The sequence below is a fragment of the Amycolatopsis sp. NPDC043889 genome (assembly GCF_056435645.1).
In genome coordinates, this window is record NZ_JBWKEC010000004.1 from 242,608 (window position 1) to 266,587 (window position 23,980).

23 protein-coding genes and 1 pseudogene are annotated in these 23,980 nt (G+C 68.6%); 19 read left to right on the plus strand and 5 right to left on the minus strand.

Annotated elements, in window-relative coordinates:
- Positions 1 to 165 precede the first annotated feature (165 nt).
- Genes AC0685_RS11435 through AC0685_RS11445 form a run of 3 tightly spaced genes read left to right on the plus strand, consistent with a single transcriptional unit; the run spans position 166 to position 2,455 of the window.
- Entirely contained in the window at positions 166 to 624 is a 459-nt protein-coding gene (locus AC0685_RS11435) for a DUF6463 family protein (RefSeq protein WP_478225425.1), read from the plus strand.
- 20 nt (positions 625 to 644) lie between these two features.
- Positions 645 to 2,042, plus strand: coding sequence for a pyridoxal phosphate-dependent decarboxylase family protein (locus AC0685_RS11440; RefSeq protein WP_478225426.1), 1,398 nt, complete (start codon positions 645 to 647; stop codon positions 2,040 to 2,042).
- A gap of 5 nt (positions 2,043 to 2,047) precedes the next feature.
- Positions 2,048 to 2,455, plus strand: a complete 408-nt coding sequence (locus AC0685_RS11445; RefSeq protein WP_478225427.1) for a VOC family protein — start codon at positions 2,048 to 2,050, stop codon at positions 2,453 to 2,455.
- 2 nt (positions 2,456 to 2,457) lie between these two features.
- Here the strand turns inward: AC0685_RS11445 and AC0685_RS11450 are convergent, their stop codons facing one another.
- Positions 2,458 to 3,015: a helix-turn-helix domain-containing protein gene (locus AC0685_RS11450; RefSeq protein WP_478225428.1), complete on the minus strand. Its 558-nt coding sequence runs from the start codon at positions 3,013 to 3,015 to the stop codon at positions 2,458 to 2,460.
- A 77-nt stretch (positions 3,016 to 3,092) separates the two neighbouring features.
- Between AC0685_RS11450 and AC0685_RS11455 the strand changes: the two genes are divergently transcribed.
- From AC0685_RS11455 to AC0685_RS11470, 4 genes are read left to right on the plus strand one after another with little or no spacing between them, the layout of a single operon-like run.
- Positions 3,093 to 4,253, plus strand: a complete 1,161-nt coding sequence (locus AC0685_RS11455) for an MFS transporter (RefSeq protein WP_478225429.1) — start codon at positions 3,093 to 3,095, stop codon at positions 4,251 to 4,253.
- 9 nt (positions 4,254 to 4,262) lie between these two features.
- Complete coding sequence (locus tag AC0685_RS11460; protein ID WP_340686929.1) at positions 4,263 to 4,424, plus strand: CopG family transcriptional regulator; 162 nt, start codon at positions 4,263 to 4,265, stop codon at positions 4,422 to 4,424.
- Positions 4,421 to 4,768 (plus strand): VOC family protein, encoded by a 348-nt coding sequence (locus AC0685_RS11465; protein ID WP_478225430.1) that lies wholly within the window; start codon positions 4,421 to 4,423, stop codon positions 4,766 to 4,768. The genes AC0685_RS11460 and AC0685_RS11465 overlap by 4 nt, the downstream gene beginning before the upstream one ends.
- Entirely contained in the window at positions 4,765 to 6,024 is a 1,260-nt protein-coding gene (locus AC0685_RS11470) for an MFS transporter (protein WP_478225431.1), read from the plus strand. The genes AC0685_RS11465 and AC0685_RS11470 overlap by 4 nt, the downstream gene beginning before the upstream one ends.
- Before the next feature lies 1 nt (position 6,025).
- On the opposite strand, the gene AC0685_RS11475 is transcribed toward AC0685_RS11470, so the two are convergent.
- On the minus strand, positions 6,026 to 6,247 hold the full coding sequence (locus AC0685_RS11475) for a hypothetical protein (protein ID WP_478225432.1): 222 nt from the start codon (positions 6,245 to 6,247) through the stop codon (positions 6,026 to 6,028).
- 221 nt (positions 6,248 to 6,468) lie between these two features.
- Here AC0685_RS11475 and AC0685_RS11480 point away from each other — a divergent pair, with 221 nt between their 5' ends.
- From AC0685_RS11480 to AC0685_RS11505, 6 genes and pseudogenes are all read left to right on the plus strand, one after another.
- The gene (locus AC0685_RS11480) at positions 6,469 to 7,866 is read left to right on the plus strand and encodes a polysaccharide biosynthesis protein (RefSeq protein ID WP_478225433.1); all 1,398 of its coding nucleotides are present in this window, start codon (positions 6,469 to 6,471) and stop codon (positions 7,864 to 7,866) included.
- Positions 7,866 to 9,071, plus strand: coding sequence for an MFS transporter (locus AC0685_RS11485; RefSeq protein ID WP_478225434.1), 1,206 nt, complete (start codon positions 7,866 to 7,868; stop codon positions 9,069 to 9,071). The genes AC0685_RS11480 and AC0685_RS11485 overlap by 1 nt, the downstream gene beginning before the upstream one ends.
- Entirely contained in the window at positions 9,068 to 9,751 is a 684-nt protein-coding gene (locus AC0685_RS11490; RefSeq protein ID WP_478225435.1) for an HAD family hydrolase, read from the plus strand. The genes AC0685_RS11485 and AC0685_RS11490 overlap by 4 nt, the downstream gene beginning before the upstream one ends.
- Entirely contained in the window at positions 9,748 to 11,268 is a 1,521-nt protein-coding gene (locus AC0685_RS11495; RefSeq protein WP_478225436.1) for an alpha,alpha-trehalose-phosphate synthase (UDP-forming), read from the plus strand. Before AC0685_RS11490 ends, AC0685_RS11495 begins: the two co-directional genes overlap by 4 nt.
- A 5-nt stretch (positions 11,269 to 11,273) precedes the next feature.
- Positions 11,274 to 11,408 (plus strand): annotated as a pseudogene (locus AC0685_RS11500) (VOC family protein); the annotation flags it as partial.
- A gap of 213 nt (positions 11,409 to 11,621) precedes the next feature.
- On the plus strand, positions 11,622 to 12,056 hold the full coding sequence (locus AC0685_RS11505) for a VOC family protein (protein ID WP_340686936.1): 435 nt from the start codon (positions 11,622 to 11,624) through the stop codon (positions 12,054 to 12,056).
- A gap of 21 nt (positions 12,057 to 12,077) precedes the next feature.
- On the opposite strand, the gene AC0685_RS11510 is transcribed toward AC0685_RS11505, so the two are convergent.
- The 3 genes from AC0685_RS11510 to AC0685_RS11520 form a co-directional block, all read right to left on the minus strand.
- Positions 12,078 to 13,268 carry an ABC transporter substrate-binding protein gene (locus AC0685_RS11510; RefSeq protein ID WP_478225437.1) on the minus strand — a complete coding sequence of 397 codons (1,191 nt, stop codon included), beginning with the start codon at positions 13,266 to 13,268 and terminating at the stop codon, positions 12,078 to 12,080.
- Positions 13,265 to 14,521: an acyltransferase family protein gene (locus tag AC0685_RS11515; protein WP_478225438.1), complete on the minus strand. Its 1,257-nt coding sequence runs from the start codon at positions 14,519 to 14,521 to the stop codon at positions 13,265 to 13,267. The genes AC0685_RS11510 and AC0685_RS11515 overlap by 4 nt, the downstream gene beginning before the upstream one ends.
- Positions 14,522 to 14,680: 159 nt before the next feature.
- A complete protein-coding gene (locus AC0685_RS11520; protein WP_478225439.1) occupies positions 14,681 to 15,445 on the minus strand; it encodes a thioesterase II family protein in 765 nt (254 codons plus the stop codon).
- A gap of 328 nt (positions 15,446 to 15,773) precedes the next feature.
- Here AC0685_RS11520 and AC0685_RS11525 point away from each other — a divergent pair, with 328 nt between their 5' ends.
- The 6 genes from AC0685_RS11525 to AC0685_RS11550 all read left to right on the plus strand — a co-directional run bounded on the left by AC0685_RS11525 (position 15,774) and on the right by AC0685_RS11550 (position 23,778).
- On the plus strand, positions 15,774 to 16,988 hold the full coding sequence (locus tag AC0685_RS11525; RefSeq protein WP_478225440.1) for an acyltransferase family protein: 1,215 nt from the start codon (positions 15,774 to 15,776) through the stop codon (positions 16,986 to 16,988).
- A 256-nt stretch (positions 16,989 to 17,244) separates the two neighbouring features.
- Positions 17,245 to 18,429: a macrolide family glycosyltransferase gene (locus tag AC0685_RS11530; protein WP_478225441.1), complete on the plus strand. Its 1,185-nt coding sequence runs from the start codon at positions 17,245 to 17,247 to the stop codon at positions 18,427 to 18,429.
- Positions 18,430 to 18,472: 43 nt separating this feature from the next.
- Entirely contained in the window at positions 18,473 to 19,789 is a 1,317-nt protein-coding gene (gene rfbH, locus AC0685_RS11535) for a lipopolysaccharide biosynthesis protein RfbH (RefSeq protein ID WP_478225442.1), read from the plus strand.
- Between the two features lie 213 nt (positions 19,790 to 20,002).
- Positions 20,003 to 21,385, plus strand: coding sequence for an aminotransferase family protein (locus AC0685_RS11540; RefSeq protein WP_478225443.1), 1,383 nt, complete (start codon positions 20,003 to 20,005; stop codon positions 21,383 to 21,385).
- 39 nt (positions 21,386 to 21,424) lie between these two features.
- Positions 21,425 to 22,987 (plus strand): GMC family oxidoreductase, encoded by a 1,563-nt coding sequence (locus tag AC0685_RS11545; RefSeq protein ID WP_478225444.1) that lies wholly within the window; start codon positions 21,425 to 21,427, stop codon positions 22,985 to 22,987.
- Positions 22,988 to 23,058: 71 nt separating this feature from the next.
- The gene (locus AC0685_RS11550; RefSeq protein WP_478225445.1) at positions 23,059 to 23,778 is read left to right on the plus strand and encodes a dihydrofolate reductase family protein; all 720 of its coding nucleotides are present in this window, start codon (positions 23,059 to 23,061) and stop codon (positions 23,776 to 23,778) included.
- Positions 23,779 to 23,980 lie beyond the last annotated feature (202 nt).

A 23,980-nucleotide genomic window follows, 5' to 3' on the forward strand; every position in this document is an offset into this window, starting at 1 on the left:
GGTGAGGACGGTTAGAACCGTCCTCACCACTCACGAGCCCAGGGGGCAGCCGCAGTGTTCCGACGGGCTGTTTGTACGACGTCCGCCCGATCTCATCATTTCGGTGGAGAGGCCGACGACCTCAGGCCGAGGATTCCCGTCGAGCGGGCGAGCAGCCTGGTGCGCATGACGACAATCGACACGACCACCACTCGCGTCCGGTGGCGCGACCCTGCCACCTGGGGCGGGATTCTCGCGCTGTGCGGTGGCCTCTTCCACACCGTGGTCGCCGCCACGATGCGCCAGGAAGTCTGGGCGCGGATCTTCGGCGAAGGATTCTTCAACACGGTCACGCTGGAGCCTTCACCCGACCGGCTTCCCATGGCCGAGGCGTTCTGGTTCGGCCCGGGCAGTTTCGGGGTGCCGTTGCTTCTGCTCGGCGCGCTGGTGCTCCGGCAGACCCGGCGCGGCGATCGCGTGCCCGGCTGGCTGGGCTCGGGCGTTGTCGCGTGGGCGGTCCTGCTCGGACTGCTGGGTGGTTTCGACGGCGGAACGCTCATCCTGCTGCTCATCGGCGCTCTGTTCCTGGCAGGCGCCTGGTTCGGGAAGAACCCGCACGGCCGCGGTCGTGGAATCATGAACTAATGACGGAAGAGGGGCGTCGGATGACCGAGTTGCGGGATCTGCTGGCCGACGTCGCCTCCCGTGTCACCCGTTACCGCGAAAACGTCGCCGACGCCCCGGTCTTCCCCGATGACACGACGGGTGTCCGGGAGAAGCTCGGTGACCTGCCCGAGAAACCCGCCGCGCCCGCCGACGTGATCCGGCGGCTGGCGGACGCCGTCGAACCGGCCCTGGTGGCGAACACCGGCCCGAGGTACTTCGGTTTCGTCACCGGTGGGGCGTTGGACGCCGCGACGGCGGCCGACATGCTGGCGACCGGTTGGGATCAGCCCGCGTTCAACAAGATCACCTCGCCCGCCGCCGCGATCGTCGAGGAGGTGGCGGGCGAATGGCTCAAGGACGTCCTCGCCCTGCCGTCCGGTGCCTCGTTCGGTTTCGTGACCGGTGGGCAGGGCGCGAACACGGTCGGCCTCGCCGCCGCCCGGCATCACGTCCTCGCGCGGGCCGGGTGGGATGTCGAGCGCCGCGGGTTGCACGGGGCGCCACCGTTGCCGGTCGTCGCCAGTGAGGAGCGGCACGCGACGATCGACCGGTCCCTCCGCTTGCTCGGCCTGGGCACCGACGCCGTCCGGCCGGTCCGCGCGGACGGCCAGGGCGCCATCGACATCGCCGATCTCGAGCGGCAGCTCGACGGACCCGCAATCGTTTGCCTCCAGGCCGGGAACGTGAACACCGGCGCGTTCGACGACTTCGCCGCCGCGACGGAGATCGCCCACCGTCACGGAGCGTGGGTGCATGTCGACGGCGCTTTCGGGCTCTGGGCGGCCGCCGCCCCCGCGCTCAAACGGCTGACCGCGGGGCTGGAAAAGGCCGATTCCTGGGCGGTCGACGGGCACAAGTGGCTCAACGTCCCCTACGACTGCGGGTATGCCTTCTGTGCCCATCCCGAGTCGCACCGGGCCGCGATGGCGCTCACCGCCGCGTACCTGACCGGCCAGGGAGAGGGCGGGGTGAGGGCGCCGAGCGACTTCGTGCCCGAGTCCTCCCGCCGGGCACGAGGGTTCGCGACATGGGCGGCGCTCAGCGAACTCGGCCGCACGGGGATCGCCGAGATGATCGAACGGTGCTGCGCGCTGGCCAGGCGGTTCGCCGAGAAACTCGAAGCGTGCGAAGGCGTCGCCGTCGTGAACGACGTGGTGCTGAATCAGGTGCTGGTCAGCTTCGGCGACGATGCGGACAGGGTCGTCGAGGCCCTTCAGCGTTCCGGCGAGTGCTGGATGGGCGCGACCACCTGGCACGGCATGCGCCTGATGCGCGTCTCCGTGTCCAACTGGAGCACGACCGAAGCGGACGTCGATCGCAGTGTCGCCGCGATCCGGGCGGCGATGAAGAGCGATCAGGAATCGAGAAGCGTCGCGAACCGGTCTCACCTAGCGTGACCGTCATGGACATCGCCATTCACGGGAGCTTCCTCCCGCAGACCGACCCCGAAGCCGCTCTGGCCTTCTACCGCGACACCCTCGGCTTCGAGGTGCGCAACGACGTCGGCTACGACGGCATGCGCTGGATCACCGTCGGCCCGCCGGGGCAGCCGGTGTCGATCGTGCTGCACCCGCCCGCCGTCGACCCGGGTATCACCGAGGACGAACGCCGCGTCATCGGCGAGATGATGGCCAAGGGCACCTACGCGAGCATCCTGTTCTCCTCCGACGACCTCGACGGTCTCTTCAAACACCTGCGGGAGTCGGGCGCCGAGGTCATCCAGGAGCCCACCGACCAGCCGTACGGCCTGCGTGACGGCGCCGTCCGCGACCCGTCGGGGAACCTGATCCGTATCCAGCAGCGCGTCTGAACTCACCGGGTGCGAGCGCGGACGTGGACCCGTTCGCCCTGTTCGCCGAAGAGGCTCAGCACCTCGACTCGCCCGCGGCCAGTGGCGCCGAACCAGTGCGGCGTCCGGCAGTCGAACTCGGCGGCCTCGCCGGCGCCGAGCACGACGTCCTGGTCGCCGAGCACGAGCCGGAGCCTGCCCCGCAGCACGTAGAGCCACTCGCGTCCGCCGTGCGATCGCGGGCGGGGTTCGTCGTCGCTCGCCGGGATCGTCATCTTGTAGGCGCGGGGCCCGTCCTCGTGCCGGGTGAGCGGGATGAGGACCCGGCCGTCCGCGGGCGGTTCGAGCACTCTCGGTGAGGAGACGATCTCGTCGACGCGCAGGCCCAGCGCGGCGATGACCGGCAGCAGCAGTTCGAGGCTCGGTTTGCGCTGCCCGGATTCGAGGCGAGACAGGGTGCTGGTGGAGATGCCGGTGGCGCGGCTGAGTTCCACCAGCGTGGTGCCCTTCTTCTCCCGGGCGCGGCGCAGGCGGGGCGCGATCTGTTCGATCGCCGCGGTGACGGTGGGTTGGCTCTCCATGTCGCCAGCACAGCAGGTCGTCCCGGTTCCGGCAAAGTTCTTTGCCGAAACAGCCAGAAGCTTCCGATGCTGGCGGCATGATCGAGACGAAACGCCTTCCCGCCGGGGTCTACCTCCTCGCTTTCAGCCTGTTCGCGATGGGGAGCGCCGAGTTCCTGATGGCCGGGGTCCTGCCCGCGGCCGCCGCCGATCTCGGCGTCTCCCTGTCGTCCGCGGGTGCCCTCATCACCGCGTTCGCCCTCGGGGTCGTCCTCGGCGGCCCGCCGTTCGCCGTGCTGAGCCTGAAGTGGCCACGGCGCGCGGCCTTGATGACGACGCAGGCCGTCTTCGCCGCCGCCATCGCGGTCGGCCTGCTCGCCGGCGACTACTGGATCCTCCTGATCACCAGGTTCATCGCCGGTCTCGCCTACGCCGGTTTCTTCGCCGTCGCCGCCGTGACCGCGATCAGCCTGGTGACACCCGACCGCAACGCCCGCGCTTCGGGTGTCGTCGTCGCCGGGCTCAGCGTCGCCATGGTGGCCGGGGGGCCGGCAGGCACCCTGCTGAGCAACTTCACCGATTGGACCGGCGGCTTTTGGGGCGTCGTCGCGCTCACCGCCCTGGGCGTGGTCGCCTGTGCCGTCGGCCTGCCGGCCACCACCTCCGCCGCCCCGAGCCTTTCGGGTGAACTGCGCGCCATGCGGACACCGCGCCTCTGGGGCGTCTACGCGATCACCATCCTGAGCACGGCCGCGTACATGGTGTCCTTCAACTACTTGGCGGCGATGCTCGCGGACGTCCTGCCCGCGGTCTGGATCCCCGCGGTCCTCGCGCTGTTCGGGATCGGCGCCTTCGCCGGCCTGTCGCTCGGCGGCCGGATCTCGGACCGCCGGCCACACCAGGCGCTGCTGGGCGGCGGCGCCGGCATCGCGGTCTTTTCGGCGCTGCTCGCGCTGTTCGCCACTTCCGCCTGGGTGGTCGTGCCGACGGTGTTCCTGCTGGGTGTCGCGGCCTTCGTGCTCAATCCGGCGCTCTACGGCCGGGTCTTCACGATCGCCGCCTCCGCCCCGACCCTCGCCGGCGCGACCACGGTCTCGGCCTTCCAACTGGGCATCAGCCTCACCCCGGCCTTCGCCGCCGGGGCAGTGAACCTGGGAGCTTCACTGACCGCGATCCCGTGGATCGGCGCGGCGCTGGCGCTGGCCACGATCCCGCTGGTGCTCTTCGACCGCTCGCGTGACCGCATGCTCACTTGCTAGCATGCGAGCATGTCCCAGGTCGCCAAGCGGCAATTCAACGTCTATCTGCCGAACGACCTCATCAAGCGGGTGAAGCACGCGTCCGTCGACGCCGACGAGTCGCTCTCGTCGTTCGTCGAACGGGTGCTGGAGGAGTACCTGCGGCGGACCAGTGAGGAACGTGAGCGATGAAAGTCATGCCGATCCGCTACAGCGCGGACGTCGAGGCGATGACACGGTTCTACGAGACGATCGGCCTCCGCGTCGGGCCGGTGTCACGGCCCGGAGGCTGGGTCGAGATGCCCGCCGCGGGCGGGATGCTGGCCATCCACCGGTCCTCCGGCGACGACGTGGGCCGGTGTGAGCTGGCCTTCGAGGTCGAAGAACCGTTGGAGGACGTCGCGGAACGCCTGCGAGCGGCCGGATTCGAGCCGGGACCGCCGATGGACGAAGGCTTCGGTCACTCGTTGCGCGTCCAGGACCCGGACGGGGTGTGGGTGCAGCTCAACCTGTACGACCGCGACCTCTACACGTGACCGAGACCCGGCGCGCGGGTCCGCTGTTCCTCGCGGTGGGCATCGTCGCGCTCGAGTTCGCGGCGGCCGTCACCGGTTTCGTCGCTTCCAGCCTGCTGCCGATCGTCGCCGCCGATCTCGGCGCGAGGAACGACCTCGGGCTCCTGATCGCCGGCTCGACACTGGGGTTGTTCGTCGCGCTTCCCTTGGCGAGCCGGGTTCTCGGCAGGCTGGGCCCGCGCGGCACGCTCGCCGCCGGGATGGCCGCCTACCTCGGCGGGCTGCTCCTGGCCGCGACGGCACGGACGGCGTGGATGTTCGCCCTCGGCCAGTTCTCCGCCGGGCTCGCCGGCGGGCTGTTGGCGATTTTCGGTATCAGCTCGGCGATCCGGCATCTCGACGACCGGTTGCGGATCCGTGTGGTCGCGGCGTCCTCGGCGATGTGGATCGTGCCCGCGCTGGTCGGCCCGGCCGCGACCCTCGGCCTGGAACATCTCGTCGGCTGGCGGTGGACCCTGTTGCTCCCGGTGCCGTTCGTCCTTTTCGGACGGTTGCTGGTCGTGCGCGCCGCCCGCGGCAAACCGTCCACAGAGGACGGACAGCGACCGCTCGCGAAGACGCTGACCGTACCGCTGGGTGCGGCACTCGTCGTGTTCAGCGCGGGCTCCTGGCCGCTCGCGCTCGCCGGGGCGGCGATCACCGTCGCCGGGATGATCGCGATCCTGCCGCCGGGCACCGCGCGGCTCCGGCCGGGAACCCCAGCCGCGCTCGGCGCGATGGTGCTGTTCGCCATCGGTTATTTCGGCGCGGACAGCCTGATCACCGTGCTCCTGACGAGCGGGTTCCGGGTGAGCCTCGGGCAGGCGGCGATCGTCCTGAGCGCCGCCCCGCTCGGCTGGGCGGTGACCAGCCTGGTGGCCGCCCGGTTCACCTCGGCCCGCTTTCCCGTCGTGGGCTTGGGCCTGACCGCCCTCGGCACCGCCGTCCTGACCTTCGGCGGTTCGTTCGTCACGGCGCTCGCCGCCTGGACCGTCGCCGGAATCGGCGTCGGACTCGCCTATCCTGGCCTGTACATCCGAGCCACCACCGCGGGTTCGAGCGGTTTCACCGCCGCGGAACTGGCGACCGCCGTCATCACCGCGGAATGCGTCGGGCAGCTGCTGGGCCGGGCCATCGGTGGCGCCTTGAGCTCCTCCGGCACCGGTTTGCTCGCCTCGTACACGCTTTTCGCGGTCGCCCTGGCGGCCGCCACCTACGCCGCGGCGCGCCGGGAATGAATCAGCCGGCCCGAAGACGGCGCCACGGCTCGACCATCGACCGCCTGCCCATCAGCGTGCCCAGCGCGTGCGACAGTTCCTGAAGATCCTCGGTCACCAGCCCCTGCGGCCCGTCGCAGAGCGCCTCCTCCGGATGTGGGTGCACGTCCACGAGGCCGCCGGAATGCGACGGGTCGGTCATCACCGGCAGATGCGAAAGACGCTGGACCACCGGCGTCGACACCGGCGGCTGCCCGCAATCGTTGGCCTCCAGGAATGGCCGCGACGCGGCCCCGATTCTTCTCCCGTCGTGCTCTCCCTTTTCTCTTGAGCAGTCGAGGAGATGCCTCGCGTGCGAGGCGGCCGAGAATCAGGGCATTGCCTGACGGCGACCCGGGGAGGACGAACGTTTCCGCATTCGCAAGTAGCTTTCCGCCTGAAGGCCCCAAAGATCGGGGGAGAGACGTGGTCGAGAATATGTCCGGCGATTCCGCGGCCATCCTGGCGGAAATCTCGCGGATAGCCCCGCCGGGGCCGGGCCTTGACGAGGCGGTGCTGCCCAGGCTGCGAGAGCTGTCCGCGGCTCTCGTCGCCGCGTCCGGTGAAAGTGCGGCCGAGTTCCGGCGCTACCTGTCGGTGGCCGAGCGAAGTATCGAGGTGCCGGACGACGGCGTGCGGGAGTACCTCGCCGGGCGCACGGTCCTGGTCACGGGAGCGTCCGGATGCATCGGAACGGCGTTGCTCCGGCGGCTCGCGCGAGACCGGCCCGGCCGCCTTGTCGCCTTGGACCTGGTCGCGCCGAGGGCTCCGGTCGCCGCGTACCACCAGGTGGACGTGCGGGACCGGGACGCGCTGGTGAACACGGTCACCGAGATCAAGCCGGACGTGGTGTTCCACGCGGCCGCGCAGCGCGACCCGAGCCTTGCCGAGCGTGCCGTGCACCGAACGGTGACGACGAACGTGTTCGGTACGCGCAACCTGGTCGAGGCGTGCGCGCAGGCCGGGATCGACCGGCTCGTCCTCGCCTCGACCGGCAAGGCGCTGCGGCCCTACACGCCCGATGTGTACGCGGCCAGCAAGCGGGTCGCCGAGCTGATCGTGGCGGACGCCGCGACTCGGGGTGTGCTCCGGGCGTCCGCCGCCAGATTCACCCACGTGGTGGACAACGCCATCGTGCTGGATCGCTTCCGGAGCTGGTGCCGTCGCGGCGAGGTGGTTCGGCTGCACTCCGTTGACAGCATGTTCTACGCCCAGTCGGCCCGGGAGTCCGCCCAGCTCATGTTGGTCGCCGCGGTCACCTCCGCGGAGGACGGCCTCGGGCTGCACGCGATCCGGAACCTGGGCTGGCCGGTCGCGCTGCTGGACGTGGCGCTCGGGGCGATGGTCGAGCAGGGCGTGGCTCCGCTGCGCATCTCCGGCTACGACCCCGGCTACGAGGAGCAGGCCTTCCCCGGCTTGTACGATCCGACGTTCGCCGGCGACCTGAGCCCGTTGATCAACTCTTTCGAGGCGCCCGGAGCCCGGGCCAGCGCCTCGCCGGACGTCGACCTCGTGGTCAACAAGGTCACCCTGCCGGAGGATGCGCGCCGTCGCCTGGACGAACTGGACGCGTTGTGTGAGACGGAGCGCGACGCCGAGGTCGTGCGGGCCGGCTTCGATCTGCTGTCCCGGACACTGCTCGAGGTCACGCTGGCGAGCGTGCCGCAGGACGTCCTGCGGCGGGTGGTCGACCTGGCCAGACCGCATGTGCACCGGATGAACGAAACCAACATGTTCATTCACCACCGGGTCCGCATGCGCGCGGGCCAGGTCACCCGGCCGTCGTCCGCGCCGGTGGGGATTCGGAACGAAGCCGCGTCGTAGTGACCGGGATCCCTGGAACAGAACTGCGCCGTTCTCCTGCGACGAGGCCGCCGCTGTACCACCGACGGCTGGTGCTGTTGTGCGTCAGCCAGGCGGTGGGGTCGATCGGGCTGGCGGCCGGGGCCGTCGCCGGACCTTTGCTGGCCGAGACCGTCACCGGCTCGGCCGCCTATGGACCGCTTCCCTTGGGCCTGTTGGTGATCGGTGCCGCGTTGTCCGCACCGGTGGTCACCGGCGCGATGCGGTGGGTCGGCCGGGCCAGGGGCCTGGCCGCCTGTCATGTGGTTGCCGCCGCCGGGGCCGCCGTCGTCGTGCTGGCCGGCGCGCGGCACCTGGCTCCGCTGCTGTCAGGCAGCTTGCTGCTTGGAGTCGGCAACACCGGGGTGATGCTCGGCCGGTACGCGGCGGCGGATCTGGCCACCCCGGAACGCCGGGCCGAGGCGATGGGTGTGGCCATGGCCGCGGTGACCGTTGGCGCCGTGGCCGGTCCGGCGCTGCTCGGCCCGGCCGGTGTGCTGGCCGCCCAGCTGGGCTTGCCCGCTGCGCTCGGGCTGTTCGTGCTGGCGCTGGTGCTGTTCCCGGTGACCGGGGCGATCGGGCTGCTGGCCGACCGCGGTGCCGAGGACCGGTCACCGGCCGCTCGGGCGCGCACGGTGACCGCGGCGAGCCGCGCGCGGCTCGCCCCGTTGCTGGTGCTCGCGGTCACCAACCTGACGATGGTGTCGGTGATGGGGGCGATGCCCAATCACCTGCGGCACCACGACTGGGACCTGTACGGGGCCGGCCTGGTCATCGGGACGCACGTTGCCGCCATGTTCGGCCCCTCGCCGCTGACCGGGCGGTTGATCAGGCAATTCGGTTACCGCAGGGTGTCGTTGTCCGGCGCGGTGCTGATGGTGGCCGCGATGGTGGTCGGTGTCTGCTGGACCGGCGAGGGAGATGTGGTCCTGCTCCTGCTCCTCGGGCTGGGGTGGAATCTGCAGTTGCTCGGCGGCACCGCATGGCTGATCGACGTCACGCCGGATGGGCTGCGGCACCGGGCGGAGGGGCTGGGCGAGGTGGTGATGGGCATGGCGGCCGCGACCGGCACACTGCTCGTCGCCGGTCCGCTGCTCGCCATCGGCGATCTTCCCATGCTGTGCCTCGCCTTCGTGGCGCTCAACGTCGCGGCCACCGCGGCGTTCGCAAGGGGTGGGCGTCGATGAGCCGGGCCGTGCTGTTCGACTTTTCCGGCACCCTGTTCGACGACACGTCAGTGCTCACCGGAGCCCGGCTGGCCGCCCGCTGTGCCAGGCGGGACGTCCGGCTGACCATGGCCGCCGCGAACGCGTTCCTCGCCGCTATGCAGTCCACTGTGGACTCTCCGGACGGACGGTCGGCCTTGCGCGGCGCGGACGGCGACTCCGGTACCCACCGCGCGCGGTGGACCGCCCTCGCGGAGTCGGTGCCAGGGGCCGGACCGGCGATCGCCGCGGCGTACTACGACTGTGTCACCGACGTGCGCGCCTGGCTGCCATACCCCGACACGGCCGCCACGCTCGGCGCGCTGAAGAGGGCGGGGGTTCCGGTCGCGGTGGTCAGCAACACCGGCTGGGACATCAGCGGTTCGTTCAGCGAGGCAGGCCTCGCCGGGCTGGTGGACGCCTTCGTGCTCTCCTGCGACCTCGGCCTCGAGAAGCCGGATCCGCGGCTTTTCGAGACCGCCTGCCAGAAGCTGGGTGTCCAGCCTGCCGACGCGCTCATGGTCGGCGATGATCCGGTCCGTGACGGTGGGGCCGCAGCGGCCGGTGTCCCGGTCTACCTGCTGCCTCGGGACCGTGCGGGCGACCGGTCCCGAGGCCTGTCCGCTGTGCTGAGGCTGGTCGGAGTGGAAGGAGTCGCATGACCATGACACCTGGGCGGGCGCCGCTGGTCGTCGCCTCGAATCGGGGCCCGGTGGAGCTGCGCGTGGACGAAGACGGCCGGGTGGTGGAGAACCGCGGCGGCGGCGGGCTGATCGGTGTGCTCGGACCGGCGTTGGCCAGCCGGAACGGAACCTGGGTCGCCGCGGCGCTCACCGAGGAGGACCGGCGCGCGGCCCGAACGCGGGAAAGCGGGACGGTTGTCGAGCTGCCGGAAGGTGCGGTCCGGCTGCGGTCGCTTGACCTGGACCGACAGGACTACGACGGCTACTACCGCGACATTTCCAACGGGTTGTTGTGGTTCCTGCACCACCAGATGCTCGATCCGGCCCGTGAGCCGGTGATAGACGCGGGGCTGCGCGAAAGCTGGCGGGCCTTCCGTCGGATCAACGCGCGGTTCGCGAGCGCGTGCGCGAGCGAAGTCGCACCGTCCGGCCGGGTCCTGCTCCAGGACTACCACCTGTCGCTGGCCCCGCGGCAGCTCCGCACCGCGCGGCCGGATGTCGGAATCGCCCACTTCACCATGATCCCGTGGGCCGATCCGGCCACCTTCCGCGCGCTGCCGCCGGACCTGGCCACCGAGCTGCTCGACGGCATGCTCGGAGCCGACCTGCTCGCCTTCCTCGTGCCCCGCTGGGCGGAAGCGTTCGTCGCGACCTGCGAGGCCGCCGGCTACCCGGTGGATCGCGGCCGCGCCACGGTCACCGACCGCGACGGCAGGCGGGTCGGGATCTGTTGCCTTCCGGTCGGTGTCGATCCCGACCGGCTACGCCAGGCCTCCGCGGGCGCACCCGCGGAGGCGCACCGCCGAGAGCTGCGGCGGCTGGTCGGCGACCGCCGGCTGGTCGTGCGCGTCGACCGGATGGAACCCTCGAAGAACCTGCTCCGTGGGCTGGACGGGTTCGCTGAACTCATCGGCAGGGACCCGTTCCGGCGCGAACGAGTGGTGCACTACGTCCTCGCCTACTCCTCGCGCCAGGGCGTTCCGGCCTACCAGGCCTATGACCGCGAGGTCCGCCGTCGCGTCCAGCTGATCAACGAGCGGTTCGGAACGCCGGATTGGCAACCCGTGGTGCTGGAGACCCGCAACGACTTCGAGCGTGGCCTAGCCGCGCTTACGCTGGCTGACGTCCTGGTGGTCAACGCGGTCCGGGACGGCATGAACCTCGTGGCCAAGGAGGGCCCGGTGGTCAGCCGCCGTGATCTCGCGCTCGTGCTGTCCACCGAGGTGGGCGCGGCCGACGAACTCGGCGATGCCGCGATCATGGTGCACCCCTTCGACGTCAGCGCACTGGCCGACGGCATCGCGGCGGGGCTGGACATGCCGCGGGCCGAGCGGTCGGAGCGGCTGACCCGGCTGCGCAAGGCGGCGGGCGCGCTGCCGCCCCGGCAGTGGTTGGCCCAGGCCGTGCACGAACTCGACCAGCGGTTGGCCCGCACCGAAGATCCGCGGACCGATCAGGAATCGGAAAGCACCGGAAACCGGCCTCACCTCGCGTGACCGTCATGGACATCAGCATTCACGGGAGCTTTCTCCCGCAGAACGACCCTGAAGCCGCGTTGACGTTCTACCGCGACATCCCCGGTTTCGCCGTGCGCAACGACGCCGGCTATAGCGGGATGCGCTGGCGCACCATCGGCGCAGCTGACCGGGACCGTGGCCCCTTAGAGCCTGTTGGCGGAGCTGCGCCGTGCCTCGCGAAAGGGACATAACGCGTGAACCCGCCCCGGCCGAAGGCCCGCTATCGCGGTGGCAGGGCGCCCTTGTCGTCAACGTGCGAGGTTTGACCAGGTCGCGCCCTGCCGACGCGATAGCGGACGCGGGTTCACCAACAGACACTTACACTGCGTGGCATGACGATCTACCGGATGGATCACGCCGGCATTGTGGTCGAGGATCTCGCGGCCGCTATCGCGTTCTTCGTCGAACTCGGCCTGGAACTGGAGGGCGAGTCGGTGGTCGAGGGTAAATGGGTGGACCAGATCCTCGGGCTTGACGACGTCCGAGCGGACATCGCCTTCGTGCGGACCCCGGACGGCCACAGCCGGGTCGAACTGTCGGCCTTTCGCACGCCGGTGGCCACCGGTGCCGGGCCGAGGATGCAGCCGAACACCCCGGGCATCTCTCGCCTCACGTTCGCCGTCGACGCCATCGACGACCTCCTCGGCCGCCTGCGCGCCCACGGCGCCGAACTCGTTGGCGAGGTGGCGCAGTACGAGGACTACTGCCGGTTCTGCTACATCCGCGGCCCCGGAGGCATCATCATCGGGCTGGTCGAGGAGCTCTGAACAACACGCCGAGTGCCGGCGTCACCGGATGCAGGCCGCGATGGCGGCCTGCAAGTCCGCGACGCTGCCTGTCGAGGAGAAGCTGCCGACCGCGGAGATGACCGCGACCGTCTCGGCAGGTGTGCATGCCGAGCCGTGCGCACACGACGGGACAAGCCTCAGCCGCTTGAAGTCCGCGATCGCCGCCCGCTGGTATGCCGGATAGTCGGCGGGGCGTGCGTCACCGCGAGCGGGAATGGACCCCTTCCTGGTGTTGAAGGCCAGCTGACCCTCGAGGCTGGCCACGGTCTTCAGCCAGTCGTTCGCTCCCGCCGCGTTGGGGGCGTTCTCGGGCTGGACGAATGCGTCGCCGAGCCACTGGAAGGTCCCGTCGGCACCCGGGAACGGCTGGTACGAATAATCCGTGAACCCGTTGCGCTCCAACTCGCCGACGACCCAGTCGCCCATGAACAGGTAGCCGGCTCTGCCGCTGCTCAACAGCTTCGCCGCCTCGGTCCAGTGCAAGTCGTCGCGGTCCGGGTTCGAGTACGACAGCAGCCTCTTGTAGTCGTCAAGCACCCCGGTGACGTCACCTTTGGACCAGTCGGCCTTCGCGGTCCACAGCGCCTCGAACCGTTCGGGTCCGAGTTCGGCGAGCAGAAGCCCCTCGAGAAGTTCAAGCTGGGTCCAATTCGCGCCGAGCGCGAGCGGGTGATCGACGCCGGAGGCGCGGAGCACGTCCAGGTGGTGGATGAACTCGTCGAGGGTCGTGGGCTGGTCAGTGAGTCCAGCCTTTGCCAGCACCTCCAGGTTGCTCCACAGCAACAAGCGGTGGATACCCGCGGGCACACAGTAGATGCTCCCGTTCACGGTGATGGCGTCAAGCAGACCCTTTGGCAGGACATCGATCAGACCCCACTGCGCGAACTGGTCGTTGAGATCCGCGAGTTGTCCGGCGTCGATGTAGTCCATCAGTTCCCCGCCGGGATGCACTTGGAAACTGTCCGGCGGGTCGTTTTCCCGCAACCGGGACCGGAGTGCCGCTACCGGGTCCGCCTGCCCACCTCTGGCGAGGACAGGATTGACGAATTCCCGTTCGGGACACCGTTGGGCGAACACCCCTGCGAGGGAGTCGACCGCGGCCTTCTCGATGGCCCTCTCGGGATCGTCGTCGGTCGCCCATGCGAAGACCTCGACTCTGTGGTCCTCCCGGTTCGCTGGCTCGATACTCATGCCGCGCTACGTTCCTCGCTCGCGTCAAGAGACTTCAGATCGGCGCTGCGCGGCTGAACCGGCGCCTTGGGCTCGCCCGGCTTGCGGCCGAACCGGCGCATCATGGGTGTCTCCACGAACCGGAACAGGAGCCATCCACCGAGCAGGGTCATGGCGAACATGCCGAGCGAGAGCAGCAGGGCGCCCGCCAGGTCGTACTTCGGACCGCCCGTCACGGCCCGGAAGTAGAAGACCGTCACAGCCTGGCACATGTAGAAACCGAAGGAGATCTTCCCGAGGAAGACCATGCGCTTGCCGCGGACAAGGGTTCGCGTTCCCCGCAGGTCCGCGTTGGCGAAGGCGGCCACCACGATACCGATCGGGGCGAGGGTGATCAGGTTGAGTGCCAACTGCACCGGTACGAACAAGGTGGCGGCGTAGCCGACCGCCATGATCAGTGTCGCGACCAGCGGGCCGAGCCGGGCCGGCCACTGTCCCGTGATGACGATGCGAGCAAGGAACATGCCGAGCAGGAACTCGAAGATGCGCCCGACCGGGAAGAGATAGGCGAGCCAGTACTGCGTGTCGGACATGGGCACCCCGGAACCGGCGGCCGGGCCGGGGATGAAGGTGGAGACGGCCAGCTGGTACAACCCGAGGCCGACGACCATCGCCGCCGCCCCGATCCACAACCCGCGTGAGGACAGCCGGAAGAGCGGCTTCACGAGGAAGGGGAAGGACAGGTAGAAGAGCAGCTCGGCGCACAGCGACCAGGCCGGCACGTTCATGGACTGGCTGATCGTGTAGGTCGGGAACCACGACTGCACCAGGAAGAGGTTGGGCAGCCACACCTGCCAGCTGACGACGCCGCCGGCGAACAACAGCATCACCGCCGCCCACATGACCAGGTGGTTGGGGAAGACCTTCACCAGCCTGCGGCGGATGAACGCTCGCGCCGACGTACCGGGCTTTGCCGACCAGGTGATCACGAATCCACTGAGTACGAAGAAAAAGGAGAGTCCGATGTAGCCGCTGTAGCCGAAGAACCAGTAAATCGACTCCGCGAGGGCGGTGTCGGCGAACGGGCTGATCGCCGGCCAGCTGAAATCGAGCGGGTTGACCAGAACGGTGATGTGGAAGAGGAACGTCATAAGGGCGGCGACAAAACGTATCCCTGTCAACGAGTCCAGCGTCTTCGACGGCTGTGTTGTCGCACTACCGGAGCCGGGGCTGACCGGCACAAGCCTCGCCCTGTCGCCGTTGCTGTCACTCACGACCTACTCCTTCGCGCTGGTCGGCTGATTCTCTGGTGGAACCGTACGGTTCGACGATCCGGATGGACGTCTCCGTGCTTGCGGCCATCGGGGTGGTGGGGCGGGAGTCGTTGGCGGGCAAGGATTCGCGGATCCTCTTTGCCCGCGGTACCGCCTCGCTCACGCCGCCCGGTCCGCGGGGGCGGTCGTCCGCACGACGCCGGCCAGGGCGCGCAGCACCGTCTCCTTGTGCTGCCGGAAATAGAAGTGATCGCCGGGGAAACAGCGAATGCCGATCTCACCGGTCACGTGTCGTTGCCATGCGCACAGCGCATCGGCGCCGATCGCGTCTTCGCTGCCGCCGAACACGGTCAGCGGCACGGGCAACGGGGTGTCGGCGCGCCATTCGTAGGTTTCCAGGATCTGGTAGTCGGCCCGAAGGTATCGGGCGACCCTGGTCTTCCGCTCGGGATCGGCCAGAATCTCGCTGGACAGGCCGCCGTGTCGCCTGCCCACCTCGTTGAGGAGGTCGTCTTCGGGCAGGTGGTGGATGGACGGCTCGGTGCGCGGTATCGAGGGTGCCGGGAAGCCGGAGACGATCAGGTGGTCCGGCAGCCTGCGCCCGGCGCGGCGCAGTTCCCTGGTGACTTCGTAGGCCACCAGTGCGCCAAAGCTGTGTCCGAACATCGCGTACGGCGCGCCGGCAGGCATGATGCCGACCACCTCGGCGACCAGTTCGTCCATTCGCGTCAGTACGGGTTCGGAAAGGCGGGAACCGCGACCGGGCAGTTCGACGGCGCTGATCTCGACGTCGGGAAGAAGGCGTGACCAACGGACGAATTCCGCCGCGGCACCTCCGCCGTGCGGGAAACAGAACAGCCGTGGCCGGCCGGGCCGCGCTGGGCCCCGGATGAGCCATCGGCCGGTCGTGCGCGCGTTCATCATCGTTGGCCTCCTGCCCACTCGGCGGTCACAAGACGAGCTCGCGTCGCCGGTCGGTGCGCCCCGCGGGTCGACGACGTCGACGGTGAACCGGGTGACATGTCCTTGCCGGCCAGCATGGTCGGTGGTGAGACACCGGACGCCTTCCGGCGTGCTCTGTGCTGAGCATGGCGTGAGGAAGGCTGCCGGCGGGCCGATACCGCATGTGACGAGACGTGCTCGCTGTCGCGTCTGCGGGATAGTCGGCTCCGTCCACGTGAGCCGATGCCGGGTGTCCTCGAGCGACGCGCCCGCGGACGGACGTGATCCCACGACATCGGGAGTGATCTGCGTGACTCAGGAATCGATCGAGGTGCGCGGGGGCGCGCGCCCGGCGCTGACGAGCCTCCGGTTCTTCGGCGCCTTGCTGGTTTTCATCACCCACGCCGCGTACCTGGCGCCGTTCGCGAGCGTTGCCCTCGCGGGCGGCTTCATCTTCATCGGCATCAATGCCGGGCACTTCGGTGTGTCGTTGTTCTTCGTGCTCAGCGGTTTCGTTCTCACTTGGTCGACCGGGGCGGGGGTCCGGTGGCGCGACTTCTACCGCCGACGCTTCATGAGGATCATCCCGAGCCACCTCGTGGTGTTCGTCCCGGCGCTCGTCGTGACGTTGCTGGTCGCGGGGATCGGGCTCTTCCCGCTCCTGTTCAATTACCTGTTCCTGCTGCAGGCTTGGGTCTGGGACTTCGGTTTCGCGTCGCAATCCCCCAACCCCCCGACGTGGACGCTGGGGGTCGAGATCTTCTTCTACGCCCTGTTCCCGCTGTTCTACATGCTGGTGCGGCGGATCCGGCACAACCGAGTGTGGCACTGGTGGGTGGCCACCGGGCTGCTCGTCCTCGCCATCACGATCGTGGTCGGCGCGATCCTCCCGAGCGGCCCGCCCAGCCCCGCCTTCCCCAGCGGCACCTGGCTGCAGCACAAGGCGCTCCTGTTCTTTCCCATCACCCGGTTGCCCGACTTCGTGATCGGCATGCTCACCGCGCGCCTGGTGCAGGAGGGTCGGTTCTTGAAGATCGGTGTCGGGTGGGCGATGGCCTTCACCACGGTTGTCTACGTCGCCACGCTTTTCCTGCCGCCCATCTACGGGTACTCGGGAATGTGGGCCTTCCCGGCGGCGCTGCTGATCGGCGCGGCGGCCACGCGCGACCCGCGCCGGCCGGGGTTGCTGGAGAGCCGCCCCGCCCTTTGGGCAGGCGAGACCACCTACGCGTTCTACCTGGTGCACCTGCCGTTGCTGTTGTTCGCGCTCTACGTGGCCGGGAACGGGTCACTGGCCGGCGCGAAGATGGGCACGGTGCCGGGGATCCTCTTCCTGCTTGGCATGTTCGTCGTCTCGCTGCTCGTGGCCCGGCTGTTGTTCGTCACCGTCGAGCGGCCCGCGATGCGGCGCTGGGGGCGCTCGCGGCGCACCGGCCCCGGCCTGCGGCCCGTCACGGTGGGCGGCGAGGACACCGTGCGGTCCGACGACGGCGAGCCCGAACGCCCTGGGCGTGCCGCGGCCTGACAGACCGCTGCCCGGCGGGCGAAGAGGCCCGCCGGGCAGCGGTACCGGCACCGTGACATGGCGACACCGAGCCACCTCGATCCGTTCTCCGGCCCGGAGGCGGCAGTTCCGGGGCCGCAGTTCAGGAGACGAGCGAGAGCGGTAGCGGGCCGGACAATGGACAGGCTCCGATCCGGCGGTCCGGATCGGAGCCGTCAGCCCACATCGACCATCGCGAGATTCCGCGTCGGCACTCCTAGCACGGGGGTCTATACCCATGCATGTCGCCATTGTCGTCCAACCAGCTCATGGTCACGTCAACCCGATGCTTCCGCTGGTCCCGGAGTTACTTTCTCGTGGCCACCGCGTCACTTACGCGACGGGCCCGGAGTGCGTACCCGCGGTCACGGCCGCCGGTGCGAAGGTCATCACCATCCCGGCCCGGGTGCCCCCCATGTACTGGCCGGAGGGGGCGAACGACGAACGTGTCGACGGGATGCTGAGCGCGCTGTCCACTGGCGTCGGGGAGAGCCTTCCGATCCTTTTGCGCGAGTTCACGCAGGACCCGCCCGATGTGCTGTGCTACGACCTGACCACCGAGGTCGGGCGGATCCTGGCGAAGATTCTCGACGTGCCGTCGGCGGCGTTGGTGCCCCATTTCGCGTTCAACGAGGACCTCGGGATGCGTGACGCCATCGCGATCGAGGAGGATTGGAGTTCGCAGGACCCTGGGTGGCCGTGGCACCGCTACCTCGCGGCGATGGAGGAGATCGCGGCGAGGTATGGCGTGACGTGGAAGGACGACGCCCTCGACGGAACCGCGCCCGCTGATCTGAATCTTGTGCTGATTCCCAAGGATTTCCAGTACAAGGCCGAGACGTTCGACGAGCGGTTCCAGTTCATCGGGCCGCTGGACAACAGCCGGGTCCAGATCGGGCAGTGGGCGCCGAGGAACCCCGCCGCGGAATTGTTGTTCATTTCGTTCGGCACGTTGTTCAACAACAATCCTCAGTTCTACCGCACTTGTTTCGAAGCGTTCGGTGATCTCGATTGGGAGGTCGCGATGGCCGCGCACAAGCTGGATGTCGCCGAACTCGGTCCCATTCCATCGAACTTCGAGGTGCGTCCGCATTTCCCGCAGCTCGACGTCTTGCGAAATGCCTCGGCGGTCGTGTCGCACACGGGGATCAAGACCCTTATGGATGCCACGACATGCGGCGTCCCGATGGTGATCGTGCCACCGGTGCCGATGTGCAAGCTGATCGCGCGGCGTGCCGAGGCTGTGGGCCTGGCCCGATGCCTCGACCCCGTCACCCTGGACGCCGAGACGCTGCGGAACGCCGTCGAACAGATCCCGCACGACGAGGAGATCCGTCTCGGCGTCAAGCGATACCAGCAGCTCATCGCCGACTGCGGTGGGGCGAAGGCGGGGGCGGACGCACTCGAGGCGTACCGAGGCTGAACCGCGCTGCCAGCTGGCTACCTGCCCGACCGGGAGGACGTTCATGAGCGACCGCAAGGAAAAACTATTAGACGACGTGGCCAAATACCACGCCGATGTCAGCACGTCCCGACCGTTCGTTCCGGGGCATACCGAGATCTGGCCCGCGGGCGCGGTGCTGGATGCCGCCGACCGCACCGCGCTGGTCGAGGCGGCTCTCGACCTGCGGATCGCGCATGGGCGCTCGGCGCGGGAGTTCGAGTCGGCGTTCGCGCGCCGCATCGGGGTCCGCAAGGCGCTGCTGACCAACTCGGGGTCTTCGGCCAACCTGCTGGGGATCACGGCCCTTACCTCGCCGTTGCTCGGAAAGCGTCGCCTGCGGCCGGGGGACGAGGTCATCACCGTCGCCGCCGGCTTCCCGACCACGGTGAACCCAGTGGTGCAGAACGGCTTGGTTCCGGTGTTCGTCGACGTCGACCTGGAGACTTACAACGCGACGGTGGAACAGGTGGCGGCGGCCATCGGCCCGCGGACGCGGGGGATCGCGCTGGCACATACGCTGGGCAACCCCTTCCCGGCCGCCGAGATCGCGTCGCTGGCCCGTGAGCACGACCTGTTCCTGCTCGAGGACAACTGCGACGCCGTCGGCTCGCTCTATGACGGCAGGCCGACGGGGACTTTCGGCGACCTCGCGACTACGAGCTTCTACCCCGCGCACCATCTCACGATGGGCGAGGGTGGCTGTGTGCTGACGTCCAGGCCCCTGCTCGCCAAGATCGTAGAGTCGCTGCGGGACTGGGGCCGTGACTGCTGGTGCGCGCCGGGCGCGAGCGACACCTGCTGCAAGCGATTTGTGCAGCAGAAGGGCACGTTGCCCGCCGGCTATGACCACAAGTACGTCTACTCCCACGTCGGTTTCAACCTCAAGTCCACCGATATCCAGGCCTCGCTCGGTCTCTCCCAGCTCGACAAGCTCGACTGGTTCACCTCGGTCCGGCGGGAGAATTGGGCCCGGTTGCGGGCGGCGTTGGAGGGAACGCCCTACCTGCTGCTGCCCTCGGCGACCCCGGGCAGCACCCCGAGTTGGTTCGGCTTCGTGCTCACCCTCACCGCGGACGCCCCCTTCGGCAGGCCGGAGCTGATCCGGTTCCTCGAGGAACGCAAGATCGGCACCCGTCACCTGTTCGCGGGCAACCTCACCCGGCACCCCGCCTACCAGGATGTGCACTATCGCGTCGTCGGGGAGCTCACCAACAGTGACATCATCACCGAGCGCTCCTTCTGGGTCGGGGTCTACCCAGGGCTGACCGCCGAGATGATCGACTACATCGCCGCGTCGATCCGATCCTTCGCCGAGAACAGGGGCCGAGACGTTGCCTGACGTCCCCGTTCCCTCCGGCTGGTCCGCAACCTCGAAGTGGTGCGCGGGCTCGGCGCTGGAACACCATGAGTTCGGAACAAGGACAGCTCGATCCAGCGCTGGCCGGAGCATCGGGGTCTGCGCCAGGGGCCTCTGAAGCAGGATGACTGGCCGGAAACGATCACTTACCGCTCGAGATCTTTCATCGAAGCCATTCGTATTAGGAGAACACTCGTGACGACAACCGGACCGCTTCCGTCCTGCTTGACCCCTGCCGAGCTCGAAGCACTTGACCGGCGCCACCTGATTCGCTCGATGCACCGCGGCGACATCGCCGACCGCGTCATCATCGTGCGTGGCAAGGGCTGCACGGTCTGGGACTCCGAAGGCAACGAACTGCTCGACGCGGCAGGTGGCGGCGTGTGGCACTCGCCGATCGGTCACGGCCGCGAAGACCTCGCCGAGGTCGCCGCGAAGCAGATGACCGAGCTGGAGTTCTTCACCAGCCTGCTCGAGTTCTCCAACGACAAGGCCATCATGCTCGCCGCGCGCCTCGCCGAGCTCGCCCCCGAGGGGATCAACCGGGTCGCCTTCTCCAGCGGTGGCTCCGAAGCCGTCGAGACGGCGATCAAGTCCGCGCGCCTGTTCCACTTCCGCAGTGGCCGTCCCGAAAAGACGTGGATCCTTTCGCGACAGTACGCGTTCCACGGCGCGACCTACGGTGCGGGCACCGCGACCGGCTTTCCCCCGATGCAGTACGGCGTCGGGCCGAACCTGCCGAACTTCGAGCACCTCTCGCCCGCCACGACGTACCGCGGCCAGTTCCTGTATGGCGGCGAGAACGCGACTGACTTCCTCGTGCGCGAACTGGAGCAGACGATCGAGCGCATCGGCGCCGACAACATCTCCGCCTTCATCGGTGAACCCATCATGGCGGGCGGCGGTGTGCTCGCGCCGCCGGAGGGCTACTGGCCGCGCGTGCGCGAAGTCCTTTCCAAGAACGGGATCCTGCTGATCGCCGACGAGGTCGTGACCGCGTTCGGCCGCACCGGCGCCTGGTTCGAGTCGGACCGGCTCGGGATGAAGCCGGACATGATCACCGCGGCGAAGGGAATCGCCGGCGGGTACGCCCCGCTCGGCGCGACCCTGATGACCGACGAGATCGCTGACGTCGTGATCGGCGAGAGCGGCTTCTTCCACGGCTACACGTTCCAGGGTCACCCGGTCGCCTGCGCGCTGGGCCTGGCGACGCTGGAAATCATCGAGAAGGAGGGCCTGATCCTCAAGGCCGGCCTGATCGCGGACTGGCTGAAGGCCGGGCTGGCGCCGGTGAAGGACGTGCCGCTGGTCGGCGACCTCCGTGTCGAAGGTTCGCTCGCCTGCCTCGAACTCATCGCCGACCCGCAGACCACGCAGCCGGTCGAGTGGCAAGTCTGCGAGAAGGCGGCGTTCGAAATCCGCAAGCAGCATGGCGTGATCGCGCGGCCTTACGGTCACAACCTCGTGCTCGCCCCGCCGCTCGTCATCAGCCAGGAGGAGACGGCCCGTGCGACGGCAGCGGTCGTCGACGTGGTGTCGCGGCTGTCCGCGGACGGCACCCTCGCACCCCGCCAGTAGCCCGCTGTCCTTCGGCTGCCTGAATCAGGAGAACGAAGAATGTATGACTATGTGATCGTCGGCGCGGGCTCGGCGGGCAGTGCGCTCGCGGCCCGGCTGAGCGAGGACCCCGACGTCAAGGTGTGCGTGGTCGAGGCGGGCGGCCAGGACACGGTCGAGAACATCCACATCCCGGCGATGTTCGGCGACCTGTTCCGGACCAAGGTCGACTGGGACTACGACTCGGCGGAGGAGCCCGAACTGGGCAACCGCCGGATCTTCCTGCCGCGCGGCAAGGTGGTCGGCGGGACCAGTTCGATCAACGCGATGCTTTACATTCGAGGCCACAAGAGTGACTACGACGGCTGGAACCAGCCGGGCTGGAGTTACGACGAGCTCCTGCCGTACTTCAAGCGGTCCGAGGACAACGAGCGCGGCGCGTCCGAGTTCCACGGCGCCGGCGGCCCGATGAGCGTCTCGGATGGCCGGTCGAACAATCCGATGTCGAAGGCGCTCGTCGAGGCCGCGATCGAGGCAGGCCATCCGTTCAACGACGACTTCAACGCCGGTGACCTGGACGGCTTCGGCTATTTCCAGTTGACCCAGCGGAACGGCAGGCGCTGGAGCACCGCGCAGGGCTACCTGCACCCCTCCTCGGATCGGCCGAACCTGACGGTGAAGACCAACGTCGAGGTGCACAAGGTCCTGATCGAGAACGGCCGTGCCGTCGGCATCGTCGGGGAGCGCTTCGACGAGCCGGTGACCATCCGCGCCGAGCGGGAGGTCATTCTCAGCGCCGGCGCGTACAACTCGCCGAAGCTGCTGATGCTGTCGGGGATCGGCCCGGCCGACGAGCTGAGCATGCTCGGCCTCGACGTCATCCTCGACCAGCCGCACGTCGGGCAGAACCTGCAGGACCACGCGTTCGTGCCGATGATCTTCTCGCACTCGCAGCCGGTCAGCCTGCTGATCGCGCACACGCCGGAGGCGCATCGGCAGTTCGAGGAGGATGGCGTCGGACCACTGACGTCGAACGGCCCGGAGTGCGGCGGTTTCGTCCGGACGCGTCCCGGTCTCGACGCCCCCGATGTGGTGTTCTTCGCCGGTCCGCTGATGTTTCCCGACAGCGGCTTGAGCATGCCCACCGCACACGCGATCACGTACGGCCCGATCATGCTCACCCCGCGCAGCCGCGGCCACGTCTCGCTGATCGCGGCCGACCCGACCACCAAGCCGAAGATCGAGCACAACTACTACGCCGACCCCGATGACCTGCAGACCGCGGTCGACGGTGTCAAGATCGGCATGGAGATCGCAAGGCAGGCACCGATGGCGCCGTACACGGAGACGTACTACCAGGCGCCCGAGTCGGACTCCGACGCCGACGTGCGCGCCTTCGTCCGCCGTCGGACGCACGCGATCTTCCACGCGTCCGGGACGTGCGCGCTCGGCACGGTCGTCGACGAGCAACTGCGTGTCAAGGGGATCGACGGCCTGCGGGTCGCCGACGTCTCGATCATGCCGAAGGTCGGGCGTGGTGCCCCGAACGCCACGGCGATCATGATCGGTGAGCGCGCGGCCGACATCATCGCGGGCGCGGTCAGCCGAGCGAAGGCGGCGTAAGCCCGGGCGGGCCGTGAGTGGCGATTCGGTTATTTCATGGAATACGAATCGCCACTCACGGCCCTCCTTGCGTGGCTGCGAAGACCGCACGACAGGAGATGCGCTCGGTGATCGCCAGGCCTGACAATGCCGGATTGCCGCCGCTGAACCGGTTTCCCGGTATCGCGAGAAATCGGATTCAATCCCGATTTGTAGGAGAAATGAGCGCTGCTATAGTCGGAGCTATGCGAAAACTCATAGTTCAGCAGTGGGTTACCGTCGACAACATCGCCGCCGAAGAAGACGGCGGTCTGAGCTTCGTGGCAGGCGAACCGTTCGACGACAACACCCAAAGTGCCTTCAAGGACAGCGTGATGGGTTTCATCGACTCGGTCGACACGATGATCCTCGGCGCTAACACCTACAACCAGACCAAGGGGTACTGGCCCTACGCCGAGGAGCAGGGAAAGTACGGCGAGAAACTCAACAACCTCACCAAGTTCGTCGCTTCGTCGAAGCTGGATGACGCCCCATGGGGCGACTTTTCCGCCGCGACCGTGACGCGCGACCCGGCCGCCACCATCCGGGAGCTCAAGGGGCAGAGCGGCAAGGACATCTGGCTGTGGGGGAGCTTGACACTCATGCGCTCCTTGCTGGACGACGGCCTTGTCGACGAAGTTCAGATGCGGGTCTGCCCAGCGTCACGCGGTAAGGGAACGCGCGTTTTCGAGGATCGGCAAGACCTGGAGCTGCTCGAGGGCACCTCGTTCGAAAACGGCGTGGTACTCCTGCGTTACGGGATCAAGAAATAAGCGAAGAGTCCGCACTTTCGAATAAATCGGACGCCGGGCGATACCGCTCGTTTCGGTATCGTCGGCGTCCGCTCTTCCGTCGCCGTTCACCGGTCACCAACGTATAGCTCCGGCTGCTCCGTCGCGGCGCCGAGTGCCTCGTTATCCTCGTCGCCGGAGAACTCTCCGTAGCAGGCGTCCACCGGGGCAGGACCCCCGGCCT